Consider the following 18,784-nt stretch of genomic DNA (forward strand, 5'->3'; position numbering starts at 1 on the left):
GGGCAAACCTACGATAAAAATCCCGAATCGTCGGCCCGCCGGAACACAACCACAATAGTTACGCCCGCCCCTCCCTCCACGATCATCTCCCCCTCCAGCTGTGTGGCGAGCATCCGTATCAGCGGCAGCCCCATGGAGGCGCTCCTGCCGATGTCATAGTCGGCGGGCAGCCCCACGCCGTTGTCCCTGACCGACAGCCGGATCGCCGGCCCCTCACCGGCCAGGGTGATGGTGATCTCCGGGTCGGCAGGTGGCCCTCCCGCGGACGCCCGCGTCGGGGGAAAGGCGTATTTCATCGCGTTACTGATCGCCTCGTTGAGGATCAACCCCACGGGCACGCTCTGGCCCAGAGCCAGCCGTACCGGCGCTATCTCCAGCCGGAAAAGGATACGATGGCCCGCCCGCCTGCCCTCTTCGAGGAAGTCCACCAGCTGGCGGACATACCCGGGCATATCGATCCGGTCCTGGTATAGCTGCTGGTGGAGGAGGGATATGGTATAGATGCGGGCCGATAGATCCCCGAAGGCGCTGAGCGCGGCCTCGTCCTTCAGGTTGGCCGCCTGCATCTTGAGCAGGCTGATGATGACCTGCAGATTGTTTCGCACCCGGTGGTGGACCTCCCGCAGCAGCCATTCCCTCTCGGTGAGCAGCCGCTCATTCTCCCCCAGCAGCCTCCTCACCCGATAACGGCCGTACACGACCGCCAGCACGAGGCCTGTACAGACCCCGCACGACAGCAGTAGCCAGAGGATGAGATGAGGGAGTCTGGTCATTTATCGTACTTTTGCGGCGCTATGGTCTATAAAGTCATTGGTCTGATGAGCGGCAGCTCCCTCGACGGTCTGGATATCGTCTACGCCCATTTGCAGGAAAAGGCGTCGACCACAAAAGGCCCGAAAGGCTGGGAATATACCCTGGTCCATACCGTCTGTTACCCTTATTCCGACGAATGGCGGCAGCGGCTGGCGTTGGCCCCCGGGCTCTCCGCGCTGGAATATCAGCTGCTGCACGCAGACTATGGCCGGTATCTGGGAGAGCAGGTGCTGAAATTCGTCGAAGAGTTCGGCCTCCACTTCCGCGTGCAGCTGCTCGTCAGCCACGGCCATACGGCCTTCCACCTCCCCGCGCGCCATATGACGGCCCAGCTGGGCGACGGCGCCGCCATCGCGGCCGTGACCGGCATCAACGTGGTCAGCGACCTCCGGTCGATGGACGTGGCGCTTGGAGGACAGGGTGCGCCCATCGTGCCCATCGGCGAATTGTTGCTGCTCCCCGGCTATGACTTCTACCTCAACCTCGGCGGCATCGCCAATATCTCGCGCCACGGCGAAAAGTTCATCGCTTTCGACGTCTGTCCTGCTAACAGGGTCCTGAACACCCTCGTAGCCGGTCTCTGCAAGGCCTACGACGCCGACGGCGCCATCGCCGCGACGGGAAAGATCGACGAGGCGCTCCTCGACCGGCTGAACGAACTTCCCTACTACGCCCAGCCCTCGGCCCAAATCCCTCGCCAACGAGTTCGGCACGGAGACCGTCCTGCCGCTGATACAGGGGCTTTCGACCGCGGACGCGCTCCGCACCTATACCGCCCATATCGTGCAGCAAATAGCCGTCGCCGTCAGGTCGTTCGAGGTGGAGACGCCGGCCCGGATCCTCGTCACGGGCGGAGGAGCGCACAATAAATTCCTTGTTGAACGCCTGCGCGCGGAACTCATAGGCATCGGCGTCGAAGTCGTCGTTCCGGAGGCCGTATTGATCGATTTCAAAGAAGCCCTGATCATGGCCCTTATCGGCGTCCTGCGCTGGCGCGAAGAGAGCAATACGCTGGCTTCGGTCACGGGCGCCAGCCGCGATAATATCGGCGGCGCCGTCTGGATCGGCCAGGACAGCTAACGCTGCAGGGCCAGGCCAGGACAGCTAACGCGGCAGGGCCAGGCCAGGAAAGCTAGTTCATAAAGAACTCCAGCAAAGCCGCCTGCACCTGGGCCGTCTGCTCTTCCACGATCCAGTGACCCGCGTCTTTGATCTTTACTTCTTTTACGACATTCGTCGCCACCTTCCGGCCCACGTCGCCGAGAAAGCCGCCGGTCGAATGGTCCCCGCCCACCGTCATGACGGGCATGGTCAACTTGTGCTGCAGGAGAACGGCATTGTCCTTCTCGTCCTGTTTGAACGCTCCGAACCAGTGGAAGGAACCCGTCGCCGCCCCCGGCACCGAATACGCCCGGATATACTCGGCGGTCTCGGCGGCAGTAAACGCGTCCTTGCGGTATCCGACGATCGGCCAGAAATTCTTGAGGAACACGTCCATCTTGCCTTTTACGATCTCGCCCGAAGGCTCCCAGCCAAAGAAACCCCACCACCAGGCCTTGCCCCAGTAGGTGCTCCATGAGGGCTCGACGCCGGGGATCAGCGCGTCGAGAAACGCCAGCTTCTTCACCGCCGCCGGGTGCTTCGCCGCATAGGCATAGACGACCATCATCCCGATATCGTGACCCGCGAGGTTGATGGTATTATAACCCAGCTGCTTCGTCAGCTGAAAGATGTCCTCCGCCATCGTCACCTTGTCGTACCCGCCAGCCGGCTTCCCCGATTCCCCCACGCCGCGCAGGTCGGGAGCTATCACCGTAAAATGTTTGGACAGCTCGGGCATGACTCTATGCCACATATACCAGTTGTCTCCAAATCCGTGGACCAGCACCAGCGGGTCGCCCTTCCCGCCGATGACGTAGTGGATGTCTACGCCATTGACTTTTGCCATATGACTCTTGAAATTGGCCGGCGGGGCCGCGGGAGGCTGGGCCTGGGCACCGGCCGCGATAAAGCTGACAACGAGGAGGAAGAAGTATTTCATGTTCGATAATTAAGACAACAAATTTACCCGGGCCGCCGCCCGGCGTCAATGTCCGGATGCGGGCAATTGCTGTCAAAATCAAAGCCCCGCCTTTTCGGGCGGGGCTATTAAAAATCAATTTATTGATCTACTGGATCACAAACATCCAGGTCTTCCAAATCACGCCATCTGCCGAAAGGATCGTCAACTGATACGTTCCCCTCGAGAGGCCGGCCGTCGAGATGGTCTTATTCAGATAGCCGGTCTCCGTCACGGTAACTTCCTGTCTTACCAGGCGGCCATTCATATCATAGACCTGCAGCCTGACCTGTCCTGCCTGAGGAAGGCCGCCTTCGACCGTCAGCAGCTGCTGCGCCTGTACCGGATTGGGATAGAGGACCAGCGGCTTGTTTTGCGCCATCGCCGCGGCCGTCGCCGACAAAGCCAACCGGCCACCCGCCACCACACCCGATACTGCAATGGTGTCGTTGGCGCTGATAGTAGCCGTATTGTTGTCCGTCGTCTGAATCGTAAAGATATAGGTGCCATTGGTCAACCCCGTCACGGCCGTGTTCAGTGAATCGGGATGAGTGATCGTGGCGGTAGACGGCCCGCTCAGCTGGGTCCAGTGGTATTTGACGATGGTATAGCCGTAGTTGGGGTGTCCGGCGGCGGTCAGCAGGCTGGGCATTGCCGTAGCCGTCAGCGATCCCGCCGGTACATGTATCGTCTGCTGCGCCGGAGCCGTGAGGGTATAGGGCGTGAACGAATAGTAGACGACGCTGTCCGGCGTCAGGCGCAGCGGAGTACGGAGGGAGGGGGTGAGGATATCCAGCGCATTGGGATAGTCGGCCTCGTTGTTGTTGTAGGCGCCGTCGCCGCCGACGAAGGACTTGTTGCGGCCCCAGAAATACAGGGAATCGTTCTCGTCGAGGGCGTAGTGGTAGAAGGCGAAGGAGATGCCGGTAAATAGTCGCTTGAACTTTGTACCGGCTGCCACATGGACCGGTGCCGGGGTCATGAGGCCATATTTATTCCAGCTCCAGCCATAGGGAGTGGCATAGAGTTCCGCATGGTTCACGAGCTCCTGTCCGTTGCCGATCTCGCCCACAGCGTTGTCGCCGATGCCGTAGAGATTGCCGAGGCTGTCGATATAGGTAATGACGTTGGAGTTGGCGGTGATCTCCTTGATGGGGGAGCTCATGCCCCAGACCGTCTTTAGTGCGAGGGGTGCGGACATGGTACCCGCAGAGGATGCGCCGTAGTAGAGGTTCTCAATTCCGAAGGCATAGGGCCATCCCATATGACTGGTGCTGCCGGCGTCGGGGACCACCACAATATTGAAGTCGAGGTGACCGGCTGCAATGTCGGAGGCGGGACGTGGCAGGGTAACCTTTGTGTAGTTGCTGTCGCCCATGGACCACGCATAGACGTCGCCGTTGGTGGCGAGGGCCAGAAGCGTATTGCCCGGGGCGAGCTTGGTGAACTGAACGCCGGCCGGGGCGTGAAGCCTGACCGGACGGTTGATGTTGACGCCGGAGGGATTGTAGAAATGATAGTCGTCACCGCCCCAGTACCAAATGCTGCCGTCGTTGCGGATGGACAGGTAGGTAAAGAAATAGCCGTAGATCGCCTTGTTGCCGTTGAATGGCGCGCCGGTGGTATCGGTATCCCATCGGGTGCTGGTGGTGTTGTCCTGGTTGAGCCAGACATAGCCCGAATCGTCGAGGATGGTGAGCAGCTTGAATCCGCTGGTGGCTATATCCACGGCTTTACGGCCATTGATGGGAAGGGGGCGAACTCGTTCTGGTTGGCGGCCCTGGTTCCAGACCAGGGCGCGCGCCGTGCTGTCGGAATAGAGGTAGGCGTCGCGGTATTCCGTGCAGGCAACTTTGCGAACGACAGTGCCTGTGGCGACGCCTGAGGCGACGATAGTATCGTTGGCGCTGATGGTACCGGTATTATTGTCTGTTGTCTGGATCGTAAAGACATAGACACCGTTGGTCAGCCCGGTCACCGTGGTGTGGAGGGAGTCGGGATTGGTGATGGTGGCGGACGGCCCGCTCAGCTGGGTCCAGTGGTATTTGACGATCGTATAACCATAGTTGGGATGTCCGGCGGCGGTCAGCAGGCTGGGCGTAGCCGTAGCCGTCAGCGACGCGCTTGACGTACCGATGGTCTGCGCCGCGGGAGCCGTGAGGGTATAGGGCGTGAACGAATAGTAGACGATGCTGTCCGGCGTCAGCCGCAGCGGGGTACGCAGGGAGGGCGTCAGGACGTCCAGCGCATTGGGATAGTCGGCTTCGTTGTTGTTGTATACGCCGTCGCCGCCGACAAAGGACTTGTTCCGGCCCCAGAAATACAGGGAGTCGTGTTCGTCGAGGGCGTAGTGGTAAAAGGCGTCGCTCGGGCCGGAGGAGAGTTTTTGAACTTTATACCGCTGGCGACGTGGACGGGTGCGGGGGTCATCAACCCGTACTTGGCCCAGCCCCAGCCATAGGGAGTTTCATAGAGTTCCGCATGGTTCACGAGCTCCTGGCCGCTGCCGATCTCGCCCTGGGCGTTGTCGCCGATGCCGTAGAGGTTGCCGAGGCTGTCGATGTATTGGATGACTGTGTAGCTGGCGCTGATCTCTTTGATGGGGGAAGTCATGTTCCACACCGTCTTCAGCGCGATGGGGGCCGAAAACGTGCCGGCAGAGGACGCGCCGTAGTAGAGGTTCTCACCTCCAAAACCATAGGGCCATCCCATATGACTGCTGCTGCCGGCGGTTGGGACCACCGCGATATTGAAGTCCTGGCTGCCGGCGGCGATATCGGAGGCAGGGCCGGGAAGGGTCACCTTGACATAGTTGCTGTCGCCGGTGGACCAGGCATAGACGTCGCCATTGGTTGCCAGCGCGAGCAGCGTATTGCCGGGAGCCAGCTTGGTGAACTGGACGCCGGACGGCGTATGCAGCCGCACCGGATGGTCGATGCCGGAGGAGCCATAGAATTGATAGTCGTCACCGCCCCAGTACCAGATGCTGCCGTCGTTGCGGATGGACAGATACGTAGAATAATAGCCGTAGATCGATATGTTGCCGTTGAAGGGGGCGCCGGTGGCATCCGTATCCCAGCGAGTGCTGGCCGGGTTGAACGGGTCGCCCTGGTTGAGCCAGACAAAGCCGGAGTCGTCCAGGATAGTAATGACGTTCACGCCGGTGGATACGTCCACCGCCTTACGGCCGTTGATGGGCAGGGGATCGAACTCGTTCTGATTGGTCTCCGCGTTAAAGACAAGTGCGCGCACTGTGCTGTCGGAGTACAGGTAGGCATCCCAGTACGTGGTACAGGCAACTTTGCGAACGACTTTGGACTGGGATTGAACATGATGGAAGAGAAATACAAAAAGGATGGAAAGAGCAAGGGATAGGCGTAGCCGTCTCATCGATAGGAGTTGATAAGGTTTAAAAAATGGTTTAATGGTATCGTAGATAAAGATATCTTTTTGGAATGAATCGACAAAAATTTGGATAATTCGTAACGATTTCTTTCTCTTATTTCGTGAAATTTTATTTACGATGAAGCGATACGCGCTTGCCTTTCTTCTTCTTGCCTGTATTCAGGCCAACGCCCAGACCGACAGTATCAAAGCCGTCATTTACAGAGTGGCCGATAATATAATCGCCAATACCAGCTATACCTTCGTCAACGACAAGGCCCGGTCCCGCTACAACAAATGGGAGTATGCCAATGGGGTGATGATGATCGGGATGCAGAAGGTCGCCAAAGACCTGGATAAAAAAGAGTATGCGGACTACGTGTATAAGAACTATGACTTTGTATTTAAGAATGCCGCGCATTTTAAAGAATTGTATGCCAAAGACCCGCACACCGAATTTGCGCCCTTCTTCCGCATGGGCGCACTCGACGACTGCGGCGCCATGGCAGCCGCCCTGGCCGACGCCAACGAGCATGAGAAGAATCCGCAGTATCGCGAATACCTCGACAGGGTCGGCGACTATATCCTGCACAAGCAGTCCCGCCTCGACGACGGCACCCTCTGCCGGACGTTCCCGCGCAAAATGACCATCTGGGCCGACGACCTCTACATGAGCGTCCCCTTTCTCGCAAGGATGGGCAGGGCTACGGGAGACAACAAATACTTCGACGACGCCATCAGACAGGTGCTCAACTTCACCAAACACCTCTATGACCCCGCCACCGGCCTGTACTTTCACTGCTGGTTCAGCGACGTTGAACAGAACGGCGTGGCGCACTGGCTCCGCTGCAACGGCTGGCTGGCCATGGCCCAGGTCGAACTGCTCAACAACCTGCCCGCTACCCACCCCAGACGGAACGAGCTGATCAAACTCCTCACGCAACAGCTGGTCGGCATGGCCCGCTATCAGGACCAGGGCGGACTCTGGCACCAGGTGATGGACCGGCCCGACTCCTATCTGGAGACATCCGGAACGGCGATGTTCGTCTATGCCGTGGCAAGGGCGGTCAACGAGAAATGGATCCCGGCAACCTACAAGTCGATCGCGAAAGAAGGCTGGAAACACCTGGCAGAAAAGGTCAGGGGCGGACGGCAGCGTCGAAGACGTCTGCATTGGGACCGGCATAGAAGACAATATCTCCTTCTACTATAACCGGCCAAAAGTCCTCAACGATTTTCACGTATCGGGCGCCATACTGCTGGCGGGGACCGAGATGTTGAGGCTGGGCGCGCAGAACCACCCCTAAAGTGAGTTCTGGTACTCCATCGGGGACAGCTTGAAGTACTTCTGAAAGTTCCGGCTAAACAGACTCTGCGAGCTGTACCCGACCATCCTGGAGATCTCGGCGAACGAATGGTCGTTCTCCGCAATCAGCCGGGCCGCTTTCTTCAGCCGCGTAATATCGACCAGTTCCTTCGGCGACAGGGACGACAGCGATTTTATCTTCCGGTAGAAAGTGGTCCGGCTCATATGCATATGTTCGGCCAGCTTGTCGATATCGATATTCGGGTCCCTGATATTACTCCGGATATAGTCATCGAGTTTTTTAGAAACGCCTCGTCCGTCTTCGAATGCGCCATGGTGCCCACGTCGTCGAAGGGCGAGCTCGCGAAATGTTCCTTTATCTTCAGCCGGTTCCGCAGCAGGTTCGCTATCTGCACCTGCAGCAGCTCGGACGAGAACGGTTTTTGAATATACGCGTCCGCGCCTACCTCCAGCCCCTCGATATGGGCCTTATAGGTATTCTTCGACGTCAGCAGGATGATCGGAATATGACAGTATTCGACATTCGACTTCACCTTCTGGCACAGCTGAAACCCGTCGATCCCCGGCATCATGATATCCGATATGATGAGATGGATCACCTCCGAATCCAATATCTGCTGCGCGATCTCGCCGTTCAGCGCCAGATGCAGCCTGTACGTACTGCCCAGCACCACGGACAGAAAGTCCAGGATATCCTCATTGTCGTCGATGATCAGAATACTCTCCATAGGCTATTTTATCTTTTTCCAGCTGCTCAGCTGGAATTCGAATTTTTGATTGATCGGCAGCTGCAACTCAAATATGACCAGATCGGGATTGCCCTGCACCAGCGTCAGCGATCCGCCGTGCAGTTCGGTCAGCGATCTGGCCAGCGAAAGGCCGATACCCGTCCCCGGCTTGTCGTTCCCTCTGATCCGGAAAAAGGGCTCGAAGATCTGGTCCCTGTACTTTTCCGGAATTCCCTTGCCGTCGTTGGAGAAGCGGATGATCAGGTGCTTGTCGCCCGGCCCCGACGGTTCGATCGTCACCGTCGCCCTCGACCCGGCGTACTTGACCGCATTCGAGATCAGATTGCTGCAGATTTTGGCGAATGCCTCGCTGTCGACGGAGGCTGTGACGGGTGCTTCGGGCGCCTGCAGCGCCAGTTGAATACCCGCCTTCACCGCCTCCGGGCGGAAAGCCGCTATCTGCTCGCCCACCTGCCGCGTGATATCCGTCTTTACATAGTTAAGGCTGAACTGCTGCACCTCGGTCTTCCGGAAGTCCAGCAGCTGGTTGGTCAGTTCCACCAGCCGCCTCGCGTTCCTGTCCGCGATCAGCAGGCTCTTGCGTACGTCCGGCTGCTCCTTGAAATTGTTCATCAGCCATTCGATCGGTCCCGCGATCAGTGTCAGCGGCGTCTGGATCTCGTGCGTGATATTGGTGAAGAACTCGATCTTCGCCTCATAAACTTCTTTTTCTTTTTCGTGTTCGAACCATCTCTGCTGATCCAGAGACTTCCGCTCGAGACGCCGCTTGTACAACCGGAACGCCAGCAACAGGCCGGCAATTAAGATCAGCGCGTACAGGACATAGGCGGCGTTGCTCTTCCAGACCGGAGGGAGGACGGTGATCAAAAGCCTCCGCTCCTTACTCTCCCAGCTGCCGGTGTTGCTCTCCGCCTGTACAACGAATTCATAGCTCCCCGCCGCGAGGTCGGTAAAAAACGCCTTCCTGTTGACGCTGAGATAGGTCCAGGCCTTGTCCAGTCCTTTCATCCGGTATTTATACCGTATGGCCTCCGGCGCGGAATAGTTGAGCGCGGCAAACTCGATGCTAAAATTGGTCTGATCATGCGTCAGGACGAGCGTATCGGTATATAGAATAGAGCGCACCAGCCGGCCGTCGTCCCCGCCGGGCGAGACCTCCCTGTTGTTGATCTGAAATCCGGTGATATATATCGGGGGAGCGGCGATCTTTTGTCCGAACTCCGCGGGGTTGAAGGCGATCATCCCTTTTACGCAGGGAAAATAGATCTTGCCGTCGGGAGTCATGCAGGCGCTGCCGTAGTTGAACTGATTCGTGATCAGTCCATTCGACTTCGTATAGACGCTGATTTTTTCTGTTCGCAAATCGAGACAGACAAGGCCCCGGAGCGTGCTTACCCATAGCCGTCTCATGCCGTCTTCCTGCATACACAACACGACATTGCTGGGCATTCCGTTGACGGTGCTAAAGCGCTTTATCGTCTTCCTGTCCCGGCTCAGCCGAACGAGACCCCCGCCCGTCGTGGCGAACCAGAGACAGCCTTCGCTGTCCTCAAAGATCTTGTGTACGGCGAACTCGTTGATGACCGAGCCCCCGACGCTGTCGCCCAGCCGGATATTGCCCTGCGCCCCCGTCTTTGGGTTATAATAGAACGTGCCCCGCGCCACGCTGCCGGTCCAGATGGTCCCGGCCCTGTCTTCGAGGATATCGAAGACATAGCTGTTGTGCGGGATCTGCCGGGCGCGGCGGAAGGACTTCTGTTGGCGGTCATATGCAAAAAGCCCCGGGCCGTTATAGGAAGTGCCTATCAGGAGGGTACTGTCCCTGGTCATATAGATACAGGATACAAAATTGCTGGTATGGCCGTCTCTGTCGTCGATCATGCCAAATCGGTCGGTGATCGTCCCCGTTCGCATGTCCATGATCTCCATGCCGTGCAGATAGGGCCCGATGAACAGCTGGTTGCCGACCGGCAGAAGGCCGTGGATATTGGGATAGGAGATGCTGCCCGTCTTTCCGGTGGCCGCATAGTGCGTAAATTTTCCCGTCTTCGGATCGAATCGGTTGATACCCGCATCTTCGGTGCCGATCCATAAATTCCCCTGGCGGTCCGGCATGATCCGGCTGACGGCGTCGCCCGAGACGGCATTGGCCCCCTGCAGCGGATAGTATTTTTCAAACCTCGCGTCCTGCTTCGAAAAATAGTTGAGACCCCCGAAATAGGTGCCGGCCCAGATGCCTCCCTGGTTGTCTTTGCAAAGGACATAGACGGCGTTGTCCGCGATGGCATAGGGGTCGCCGGTCCTTTTTCTCAGATTGACCATCGTATCGGCCCCGGGAGAATAGATATAGATGCCCGACTCGGTCGCGATCCAGTATTTGCGGTCGCCCGCGGAGATGATGTCACGGACATAGATAGCCGTATTGGCGTTGCTGTGCAGGGGAAGCGGCCGGGTGGTCCTGCTGCCGGCGTCGTAGATCTTCAGCCCCTGCTCGAAACCTCCTACCAGCACCTCGTTGCCGCCGATCGGGCAGATCTTGCTGATCGATCGGCTACTGGCCACACCGGCCTCCCCGAATATGCGAACGCTGTCGAGCGTTTTTTGACTAAGGTCGAATCTTCGGAGAACGCCGTCGTCATTCCCCGCCCACAGCCGCATGTTGTCATCGAAGGCGATACAGGTGGCCCGTATTTCCAGATGCTCCGGCCGGCCCGTGGACTGATCGTATTTATATAGCGAGTTATTGGCGAGGAACCAAAGATTGTTGGCGCTGTCTATCAAAAGATGGCTGATATAGGCCTGTGACGCGAGCCCTGTCTCGGTGAGCAGCTCTTTATAGGGATCGTATTTAAAGACGCCTTTGCCCGAACCGATCCATATGATCCCTTTTTTGTCTTCTGCGAGTGCGGTGATGGCGTTGTCGCCGATGCTCCCAAACTTATTCTCCTTGTTGGCGATGGTTCGGAAAGAGTAGCCGTCATACCGGTTGAGCCCGCCCCGCGTCCCGATCCACATCAATCCTTTCCGGTCCTGTAGGATAGAATACACCGAGTTATGGGCAAGTCCGTCATCGGCCTGGTAGTGTTTGAAATAATACTGCCCATAGCAGGAAGACGCCGTTAACCCCAATAGCAGGCATGCCACGAAATAGAAGCGCATAGTTAGGAGCTCCAAATATATTAAATGGGGGCTAATATATCCGGGTCAAAATTTGGAACGAATCGACAAAATAATGAACAGAACGGCCGCGGGACATTTGGCATCTTCGCATCATTACTCAAAACTGACTTGTTTATGCTTGCCATCACATCTCTAAGCCCTATACGGCATTGTAAGTCCCTTCTATTGCTGGCCCTCCTGCTTTGGTCAGCCACACTATCAGCCCAGACGGTTATAAAAGGTACGGTCCGCGACGCGCAGGGCGCCCCGGTGCCCAATGTTACGGTGACCGTCCTGGGAACAAAGACCGTTACGATGACCGACGAGGCGGGCAGTTTTACGGTGCACGCGAAAAGGAGTGAGAAACTACACTTCACCTGCGTCGGATTTGACCCCAAAGACATCGTCGTCGGTAAGGCCACACAGATCAATATCGTCCTTGACAACGAGGCCTCGAAGGCCATGAACGAAGTGGTGGTCGTCGGCTACGGCACGATGAAGAAGAAAGACCTGACCGGCGCGATCACCAGCATCCGCCCCGACAAGATCGCCGAAGAAAACCCCAAGACGGTCCAGGACATCCTTCGCGGTACCCCCGGCATGGTCATCGGCCTCGACGCCTCCGCCAAGAGTGGCGGCAGCATCCAGATAAGAGGCCAGCGTTCCGTCTACACCGACGGCGGGCACAACGACCCCCTGCTGATCCTCGACGGAATGATCTTCTACGGCGAGCTCTCCGAGATCAACCCCGACGATATCGAACAGATCGACGTCCTGAAAGACGCTTCCGCGGCGGCCATCTATGGCGCCAAGTCGGCCAACGGCGTCATCATCATCACCACGAAAAAAGGCAGGCAGGGCAAGCCCACCATCAACCTGACGTCCAATATCGGGGAGTCGACGATGGGCTCCAACCACAAGGTATGGGGTCCGCAGGGATATATGCAATACCGGCAGGACTGGTACACCGAAGCGTCCTACGGCACGGATGCGTCGGGAGCTTACGCGCCTTATCAGACGGGTGTCAGCAAGGGGAAAGGGGGATATTTCGAGAAGCCCACTCCGGAAGTATTGAGCAAATATGGAATATCGATCGACCAGTGGAGAGCCTACTCGACCAACGCGACCGGCGCCTCCGATGACCAGATATGGGCGCAGCGGCTGTTGCTGACCGGGACCACGCTGACCAACTACCTTGCAGGTAAGTCGTTCAATTGGTACGATCATAGTTTCCGGGATGGTTTTAACCAGGACCACAATATTTCGATATCCGGAGCCAGCGATAAGATGAACTATTATTTGTCTGCCGGTTATCTGAGGAACGAGGGTGTGGTCGTAGGCGATACTTATAAGGCCATTCGTTCGAATCTGAAGCTCGACGGCAAGGTGACGAGCTGGCTGGATATCAGCGCGAATGTCAATTTCCAGAACCGGACGGATGACAACGCCGACAATGGCGCGGGCAAGCTGAAGGTGGACTGGGGCTCGCAGATCCTCAACAATAGCCCCTTTGCTTCGTACCTGGATAGCGCCGGAAAACCCGTGATCCATCCGATGGGTGACGATCAGGCCGCGAATAAGGGGTATAACTATGATTTTACCCGGCAGTACAAGCAGCTGGACAGGGGTTATACCGTACTGAATACTATTTTTACGGCTAAGGTGAAACTGCCGTGGAATATCACCTACTCCTTCAATATTTCGCCGCGTTATCAGTGGTTCCATAACTATTATTTCGAGTCGACCGAAAACCCGGACTGGCTGGCGATCAATCATGGCGTCGACCGCGAGACCGCTCAGGACTTCGACTGGTCCATGAACAATACGCTCAACTGGCAGAAGAGCTTCGGCAAGCATTCGTTGAATATTACCCTTGTACAGGAGGCGGAAGAGAAGAAGTACTGGGAGCAGATCATCTCCGCGCGGAATATCCTGCCGACGGATGCGCTGGGCTATCATGAGGTAGCCAATGGAGACCCGCTGTACAGCAGCTTTAATTCCAACGATACGCACGAGACCGCGGATGGTCTGCTGGCGCGGGTGTTCTACAACTACGACGCGAGGTATATGGTGACGGCTTCGGTTCGCCGGGACGGTTACTCCGCTTTCGGGACGTCCAATCCGCGTGCTACCTTCTTTTCGGCGGCGCTTGGCTGGACCTTTACCAACGAGAAGTTTTTTCACTGGAAGCCGATGAACAGCGGCAAGCTCAGGCTTTCTTTCGGACAGAACGGGAACAGGTCGCTGGCCGACCCCTATGTCGCGCTGGCCAATCTGGCGCCGGGTTCCGGAACACAGGGATATGTGGACGTCAACGGCAACTATATCCAGGATTTCTATGTCCGTATCGACCGGATGGCGAACCCGCACCTGCAGTGGGAGAAGACCTCCGCCTACAACGCGGGTCTCGATCTTGGTTTCCTCAACAACCGGCTGACTGCGACGCTCGACTACTATTTTATGCCGACGACGGATATGGTCATGAAACAGGCCCTGCCGAGCTTCACCGGATTTACCAGCATAACGACCAATCTGGGCGAGGTTCAGAACAAGGGTTTTGAGATTGCGCTGACTTCGCAGAATATCCAGACCCGGAAATTCAACTGGAACACGACTTTCGGCTATTCTCAGTACAGCAATACGATCAGGCATCTTTATGGCACATATGTAGACGTGGTGGACGCGACCGGTAAGGTCATCTCTCACAAGGAGTCTGACGACATTTCCAACGGATGGTTCATCGGCAAGCCGATCTCGGCTATCTGGGACTACAAGGTGACGGGTATCTGGCAGACCAATCAGGCTGCCCAGGCCGCGGTCTACGGTCAGCGCCCGGGCGACCCCATCGTGAAGAACGACTATACCGGCGACGATATCAAGAATAGCAACGGCACCGTCACTCCGGTCTATAACAATAAGGACAAGGAATTCATCGGGCAGAAGTCGCCGCCGATCATGTGGTCGATGCGCAATAGTTTCACCTACGGGAATTTCAATTTCTCGTTCAATATGTATTCTTACTGGGGGCACAGAAGTATCGGATCTTCTTATCTCAACCAGGACAACGGTACTTCCGGCGTCACGTATAACATGAATACCTACGCCAAAAAATACTGGACGCTGAATAACCCGAACAATTTTTACGCCCGTCTGGACGCCAAGGGGCCTGCTGGACTGACTTCTCCGGGCGCTGTATATGACAAGTCTTTTGTGCGGCTCGACAACGTAACGTTTGGCTACAATATGCCTTCGCGGCTGGTTTCGTCGTGGGGGATGCAGGCGGTGCGATTTTATGTCACGGCGCGGAATGTGGCTGTCTGGCATAAGGACCAGCATTGGGTGACCTGGGATATCGAGACGGAGGGTATCGCACCGAGGATCTACACATTTGGCGCTAACGTAACTTTTTAAATACGACTACTCATGAAAAATATACCTATAAAAGCGATTGTGGTGATTGGCCTTTCGGCGCTGGCGGGCTGTAAGAAGAGCTATCTGCAACCGGACCCGCTGTCTTTTTACGAACCGGAGGCGACATTTACGACGAAGTCGGGTCTCGACGCGGCGGTCGCTATGTGCGACAAGCACCTGAGAGACTACTGGAGCTATACTTCCACGAGGGACCTGTCGCTGCCGATCAGTACCGAGTATATGCTGTCCGACCTGGCGGTAGCCGGCAAGACGGACGACGGGAATATCTTCGCCGACGTAGCCACCCGTCTGACGCCGACCACCGGCGAGAATACGGACGACGTCAACATGATCAAATACTTCTGGGACGAGACCTTCAACGGCGTCAAGTACGCCAATACGATCCCGTCCTTTATCGACAAGGTGCCGGGTCTGGACTCGGCTACGAAACACGAATACCTGGGCCGCGCCTATTTCCACCGGGCCTTCCGTTATCTGGCGCTCGTCTTCCAGTACGGCGACGTTCCGCTGGTGACGCAGATCCCGACGGTCCCCAAGCAGGACTATAAGACGACGGCAAAAGCGGCTATTCTGGATATGATCACGTCGGATATGGAGAAGGCCGTGCAGTGGGTGCCCGAGCAGTCCGCGATGCCGTATATCGGAATGATCAGCAAGGGCGCCTGCCGTCAGCTGCTGATCAAGTGCTATCTGGCGACGGGTCAGTGGGACAAGGCGATCGATCAGGCAAATCAGCTGATCAGCGGATCGGGGTATTCGCTGATGACCGGGACCTTCGGGACCTTTGAAAACCCTTTCCCTTCGACCTGGCCGATCACGCGCAATGTCATCTGGGACCTGCACCGGCCGGTGAACAAATGTATCTGGACGAACAAGGAGGCCATTCTGGCCATGCCCGACCGGGACGGCACCGACGCGGGCATCGAGCAGCACAGCATGCGCAACTGGGGACCGATGTGGAATATCGGCACGCTGGTCTCGCCGGCGGGAAAATATATGCAGGCCTATGCCACTTCGAGCAAATCCTATAATGCAAACCTGGACTATAACTCGGCCGTGGGCCGGGGTATCGCGCCGATCAGGCCGACGTATTTCGCCCAGCACGATCTCTGGGTCGTCAACGGCATCGACGATACTTCGGACCTTCGCCACAACAGCCGCACGGGCAACTGGGCCAGGATGGATTCGCTGAAATACAATGACCCGACGGACCTGGCCTGGTATGGCAAAAACCTCCGGCTCTACAACGGCGCCACGCTGTTGTGTACGGATACCGTCCGCGACTGGTTCGACTGGCCGCACTATAAAGTATTCGCGCTGGACCCCAATCATGTCGGTAATCCTGCGAGTAATAACAACAAGGGTGGGGCGGCAGACTGGTACTGCTACCGGCTGGCCGAGACCTATCTGCTGCGCGCCGAGGCGGAGTTCTACAAGGGCGATCTGGCGTCTGCCACTGCGGACGTGAATGTGGTCCGTACCCGCGCAAAGTGCAAGCAGTTATACTCGACCGTTAACATCGGGGATATCGTCAACGAGCGGGCCCGCGAGCTGTATATGGAAGAGTGGCGGCATGAGGAGCTGAGCCGGATCTCGTGGTGTCTGGCGCTCAGCGGACAGTCCGACGAGTTTGGCAACAGCTATAACGTCAAGACCCTGTCCGATAACAACTACTGGTTCCAGCGGATCCAGCACTACAGCGACTATTATAATAAGAACCGCGTGACCGTGAAGGGGCGTGTCTATACGATCAACGCGAACAATATCTACTGGCCGATACCGCAGTCGGCGATCGACGCGAATCTCTACCAGCGGCTGCGTCAGAATCCCGGGTATGACGGGTATGATGGGTCGGTGGCGGAGTGGACGAAATGGCAGGATGCGGTGGCTGATGAGCTCAAAACGCACTAGGCCGTTGGTGCCGCCGCGGTTGTTCTCGCCGCCCGGCACGGTGTTCACCTCTGGAATACTATGCCGGGCTTAGCCCGAAAAACAAGCAGTTCGTTTGATTAAATCGTCTTTTTTTAAAGACGATTTTTTTGCTTACAGGCCCAGAACCGCCTTCAGCTTGACATATCCGGCCTTACTCACCGGCACCTGTGCTCCCGACTGGAGGATGCAGAGATGGCTGTCCTTCTCATACGGGTCTATTCGCGTTACCTGGCCGATGTTGAGGATATAACTCCTGTGCGTGCGGACGAATAATGTCGGGTCGAGGGTTTGCTCGAAATAGCTCATGGTGCGGTTCTTGAGGAACGCGCCGTTATGGGTGTGGATCTTGACATAGTCGTCGGCGGCCTCGAGGAAGCTGGATGTCTTCGAGGGGGATGATCTTGATCTTTCCTCCGGTCTTGACTACGATGCGTTGCTGCTGTGCGGGGGACTGGGACGCGGTCTCCAGCAGGGCCGGGTGCCCCCGGCGGCCCCGGGTTCGTCGGTTGTCGTCGCGGGTTGTGCGGCTGCGCGGTTGTCGATCCATTTTCTTACGGCTTTGTCGAATCTTTCTTTATTAAAGGGTTTTAATAAATAGTCCACCGCGTGGCTCTCGAAGGCGCGGATGGCGTATTCGTCAAAGGCGGTAGTGAAGATCACGGCCGGCGGCTGGTCCAGGAGTTCGAGCATTTCGAATCCGTTGATCTTGGGCATTTGTATATCGAGGAAGAGGAGGTCGGGGTGCAGTTGCTGGATCGCCTTGATGCCTTCAAATCCGTCGCTGCATTCCTGTACGATCTGTATCTCGGGGTAGCCCTGCAGGTATTCGCGGACGATCATCCTGGCGAGGGGTTCGTCGTCGATGAGGATGGCTTTGATCGGTGCGGCTGGTATGTTGGCTTGTGTCATGGCTGTTGTGGTATTTTCACGGTGGTAGTGAATAAATTGTTGTCGATATGCGTTTCGAGCAGATCGGGTCTGGCGAACAGGAGATAGAGGCGGCGCTGGATGCTGCTGAGTCCGAATCCGGTGCCCTTCTTGGGGCGGGAGGTCTCGGGGTCGAAGGGGTTGGTGACGTCGATGCGGACATAGCTGCCTTCGACCTTGCGGGCGTGGATGGTGATGGTCACCGCGTCGGTGGTGTCGTAGAGTCCAAACTTTATCGCGTTTTCGACGATGGGTTGCAGCAGCATGGGCGGCAGGCGCAGGCCGAGGCATTCTTCCCCGCAGATGATCTGTGTTGACAGGCGGTGGCCGAAGCGAACCTTTTCGATGTCGAGGTAAAGTTCGAGGTATTGCAGCTCTTCGGACAGGGGCACCCATTGTTGTTCTTCCTTCTTGAGGTTGCCGCGGAGGAAGTCGGACAGCTGCTGGATCATCTTGCGGGCCTGTTCGGGCTGGCTGCCGATGAGGGCGCTGATGGAGTTGAGGCTGTTGAAGAGGAAGCTGGGGGCCAGTTGCTGCCGTAGTTTGAAGAGCTCGGCTTCTTTCGAGAGGCGTTCGGCGTCGTTGCGGCGCTGGCGGTTCTCCTGTTCTTCTTCGGTGCTGTACCAGAGTACGCTGAGGATGGACATACAGCCCACCTGCAGGAAGACGATATCGAAGCGGACGGCCCAGCTGCGGGAGAAGAACTGGCTGTAGTCGGGGCCGCCGGGGTGGTCGGTGAGGAGGGGGACGAGGATAGCCTTACAGGCGAGGAGGATGATGCCGCTGAGGCCGAGGCTGATGAACAGGATGTACCAGTACCTTTCCTTTTGGGGAGATAGTACTGCATGTTGTTGCTGATGAATCCGCAGCAGAGGGCCACCAGCGTGTTGGACACGAGGCTGTCGGTGATGGCGGTGGCCACGGAGAGGCCGAACCCCAATAGCAGCGAGATCTGGAGCACGGCCCAGATGGCCCACCAGGAGATGAAGATGAGGAAAAACT

13 protein-coding genes and 2 pseudogenes are annotated in these 18,784 nt (G+C 57.2%); 5 read left to right on the forward strand and 10 right to left on the reverse strand.

Annotation, left to right across the window (positions count from 1 at the left end; genetic code table 11):
- Window positions 1-8: 8 nt before the first annotated feature.
- Window positions 9-773, reverse strand: coding sequence for a sensor histidine kinase (locus ACQ86N_RS01070; protein WP_431213548.1), 765 nt, complete (start codon window positions 771-773; stop codon window positions 9-11).
- Window positions 774-794: 21 nt separating this feature from the next.
- On the opposite strand from ACQ86N_RS01070, the gene ACQ86N_RS01075 reads away from it, so the two are divergent.
- Together ACQ86N_RS01075 and ACQ86N_RS01080 are read left to right on the forward strand one after the other, a co-directional pair.
- Window positions 795-1,682, forward strand: a complete 888-nt coding sequence (locus ACQ86N_RS01075) for an anhydro-N-acetylmuramic acid kinase (protein WP_431213549.1) — start codon at window positions 795-797, stop codon at window positions 1,680-1,682.
- The gene (locus ACQ86N_RS01080; protein ID WP_431213550.1) at window positions 1,597-1,893 is read left to right on the forward strand and encodes an anhydro-N-acetylmuramic acid kinase; all 297 of its coding nucleotides are present in this window, start codon (window positions 1,597-1,599) and stop codon (window positions 1,891-1,893) included. The genes ACQ86N_RS01075 and ACQ86N_RS01080 overlap by 86 nt, the downstream gene beginning before the upstream one ends.
- A gap of 52 nt (window positions 1,894-1,945) precedes the next feature.
- Here the strand turns inward: ACQ86N_RS01080 and ACQ86N_RS01085 are convergent, their stop codons facing one another.
- From ACQ86N_RS01085 to ACQ86N_RS01095, 3 genes are all read right to left on the reverse strand, one after another.
- Window positions 1,946-2,854 carry an alpha/beta fold hydrolase gene (locus ACQ86N_RS01085; RefSeq protein ID WP_431213551.1) on the reverse strand — a complete coding sequence of 303 codons (909 nt, stop codon included), beginning with the start codon at window positions 2,852-2,854 and terminating at the stop codon, window positions 1,946-1,948.
- Between the two features lie 127 nt (window positions 2,855-2,981).
- Window positions 2,982-5,198 (reverse strand): PKD domain-containing protein, encoded by a 2,217-nt coding sequence (locus ACQ86N_RS01090; RefSeq protein ID WP_431217933.1) that lies wholly within the window; start codon window positions 5,196-5,198, stop codon window positions 2,982-2,984.
- On the reverse strand, window positions 5,105-6,262 hold the full coding sequence (locus ACQ86N_RS01095) for a hypothetical protein (protein ID WP_431213552.1): 1,158 nt from the start codon (window positions 6,260-6,262) through the stop codon (window positions 5,105-5,107). The genes ACQ86N_RS01090 and ACQ86N_RS01095 overlap by 94 nt, the downstream gene beginning before the upstream one ends.
- Before the next feature lie 133 nt (window positions 6,263-6,395).
- Between ACQ86N_RS01095 and ACQ86N_RS01100 the strand changes: the two are divergent.
- Window positions 6,396-7,563: pseudogene (locus ACQ86N_RS01100) on the forward strand (glycoside hydrolase family 88/105 protein).
- Here ACQ86N_RS01100 and ACQ86N_RS01105 read toward each other — a convergent pair.
- From ACQ86N_RS01105 to ACQ86N_RS01115, 3 genes are read right to left on the reverse strand one after another with little or no spacing between them, the layout of a single operon-like run.
- Window positions 7,560-7,787 carry a helix-turn-helix transcriptional regulator gene (locus ACQ86N_RS01105; RefSeq protein ID WP_431213553.1) on the reverse strand — a complete coding sequence of 76 codons (228 nt, stop codon included), beginning with the start codon at window positions 7,785-7,787 and terminating at the stop codon, window positions 7,560-7,562. The pseudogene ACQ86N_RS01100 and the gene ACQ86N_RS01105 overlap by 4 nt on opposite strands.
- A complete protein-coding gene (locus tag ACQ86N_RS01110; RefSeq protein ID WP_431213554.1) occupies window positions 7,784-8,311 on the reverse strand; it encodes a response regulator transcription factor in 528 nt (175 codons plus the stop codon). Before ACQ86N_RS01110 ends, ACQ86N_RS01105 begins: the two co-directional genes overlap by 4 nt.
- A gap of 3 nt (window positions 8,312-8,314) precedes the next feature.
- Entirely contained in the window at window positions 8,315-11,491 is a 3,177-nt protein-coding gene (locus ACQ86N_RS01115; RefSeq protein WP_431213555.1) for a ligand-binding sensor domain-containing protein, read from the reverse strand.
- 135 nt (window positions 11,492-11,626) lie between these two features.
- Between ACQ86N_RS01115 and ACQ86N_RS01120 the strand changes: the two genes are divergently transcribed.
- Both ACQ86N_RS01120 and ACQ86N_RS01125 read left to right on the forward strand, forming a co-directional pair.
- A complete protein-coding gene (locus tag ACQ86N_RS01120; protein ID WP_431213556.1) occupies window positions 11,627-14,902 on the forward strand; it encodes a SusC/RagA family TonB-linked outer membrane protein in 3,276 nt (1,091 codons plus the stop codon).
- A gap of 12 nt (window positions 14,903-14,914) precedes the next feature.
- A complete protein-coding gene (locus ACQ86N_RS01125) occupies window positions 14,915-16,834 on the forward strand; it encodes a RagB/SusD family nutrient uptake outer membrane protein (protein ID WP_431213557.1) in 1,920 nt (639 codons plus the stop codon).
- 132 nt (window positions 16,835-16,966) lie between these two features.
- Here the strand turns inward: ACQ86N_RS01125 and ACQ86N_RS01130 are convergent.
- The 3 genes and pseudogenes from ACQ86N_RS01130 to ACQ86N_RS01140 all read right to left on the reverse strand — a co-directional run.
- A pseudogene (locus ACQ86N_RS01130) lies at window positions 16,967-17,218 on the reverse strand (LytR/AlgR family response regulator transcription factor); the annotation flags it as partial.
- 60 nt (window positions 17,219-17,278) lie between these two features.
- A complete protein-coding gene (locus ACQ86N_RS01135) occupies window positions 17,279-17,764 on the reverse strand; it encodes a LytR/AlgR family response regulator transcription factor (RefSeq protein ID WP_431213558.1) in 486 nt (161 codons plus the stop codon).
- Window positions 17,761-18,759, reverse strand: coding sequence for a sensor histidine kinase (locus ACQ86N_RS01140; RefSeq protein WP_431213559.1), 999 nt, complete (start codon window positions 18,757-18,759; stop codon window positions 17,761-17,763). Before ACQ86N_RS01140 ends, ACQ86N_RS01135 begins: the two co-directional genes overlap by 4 nt.
- Between the last annotated feature and the right edge of the window lie 25 nt (window positions 18,760-18,784).

Origin of the sequence: Puia sp. P3 (assembly GCF_050632245.1) — a bacterium.
Lineage (GTDB): Bacteria > Bacteroidota > Bacteroidia > Chitinophagales > Chitinophagaceae > Puia.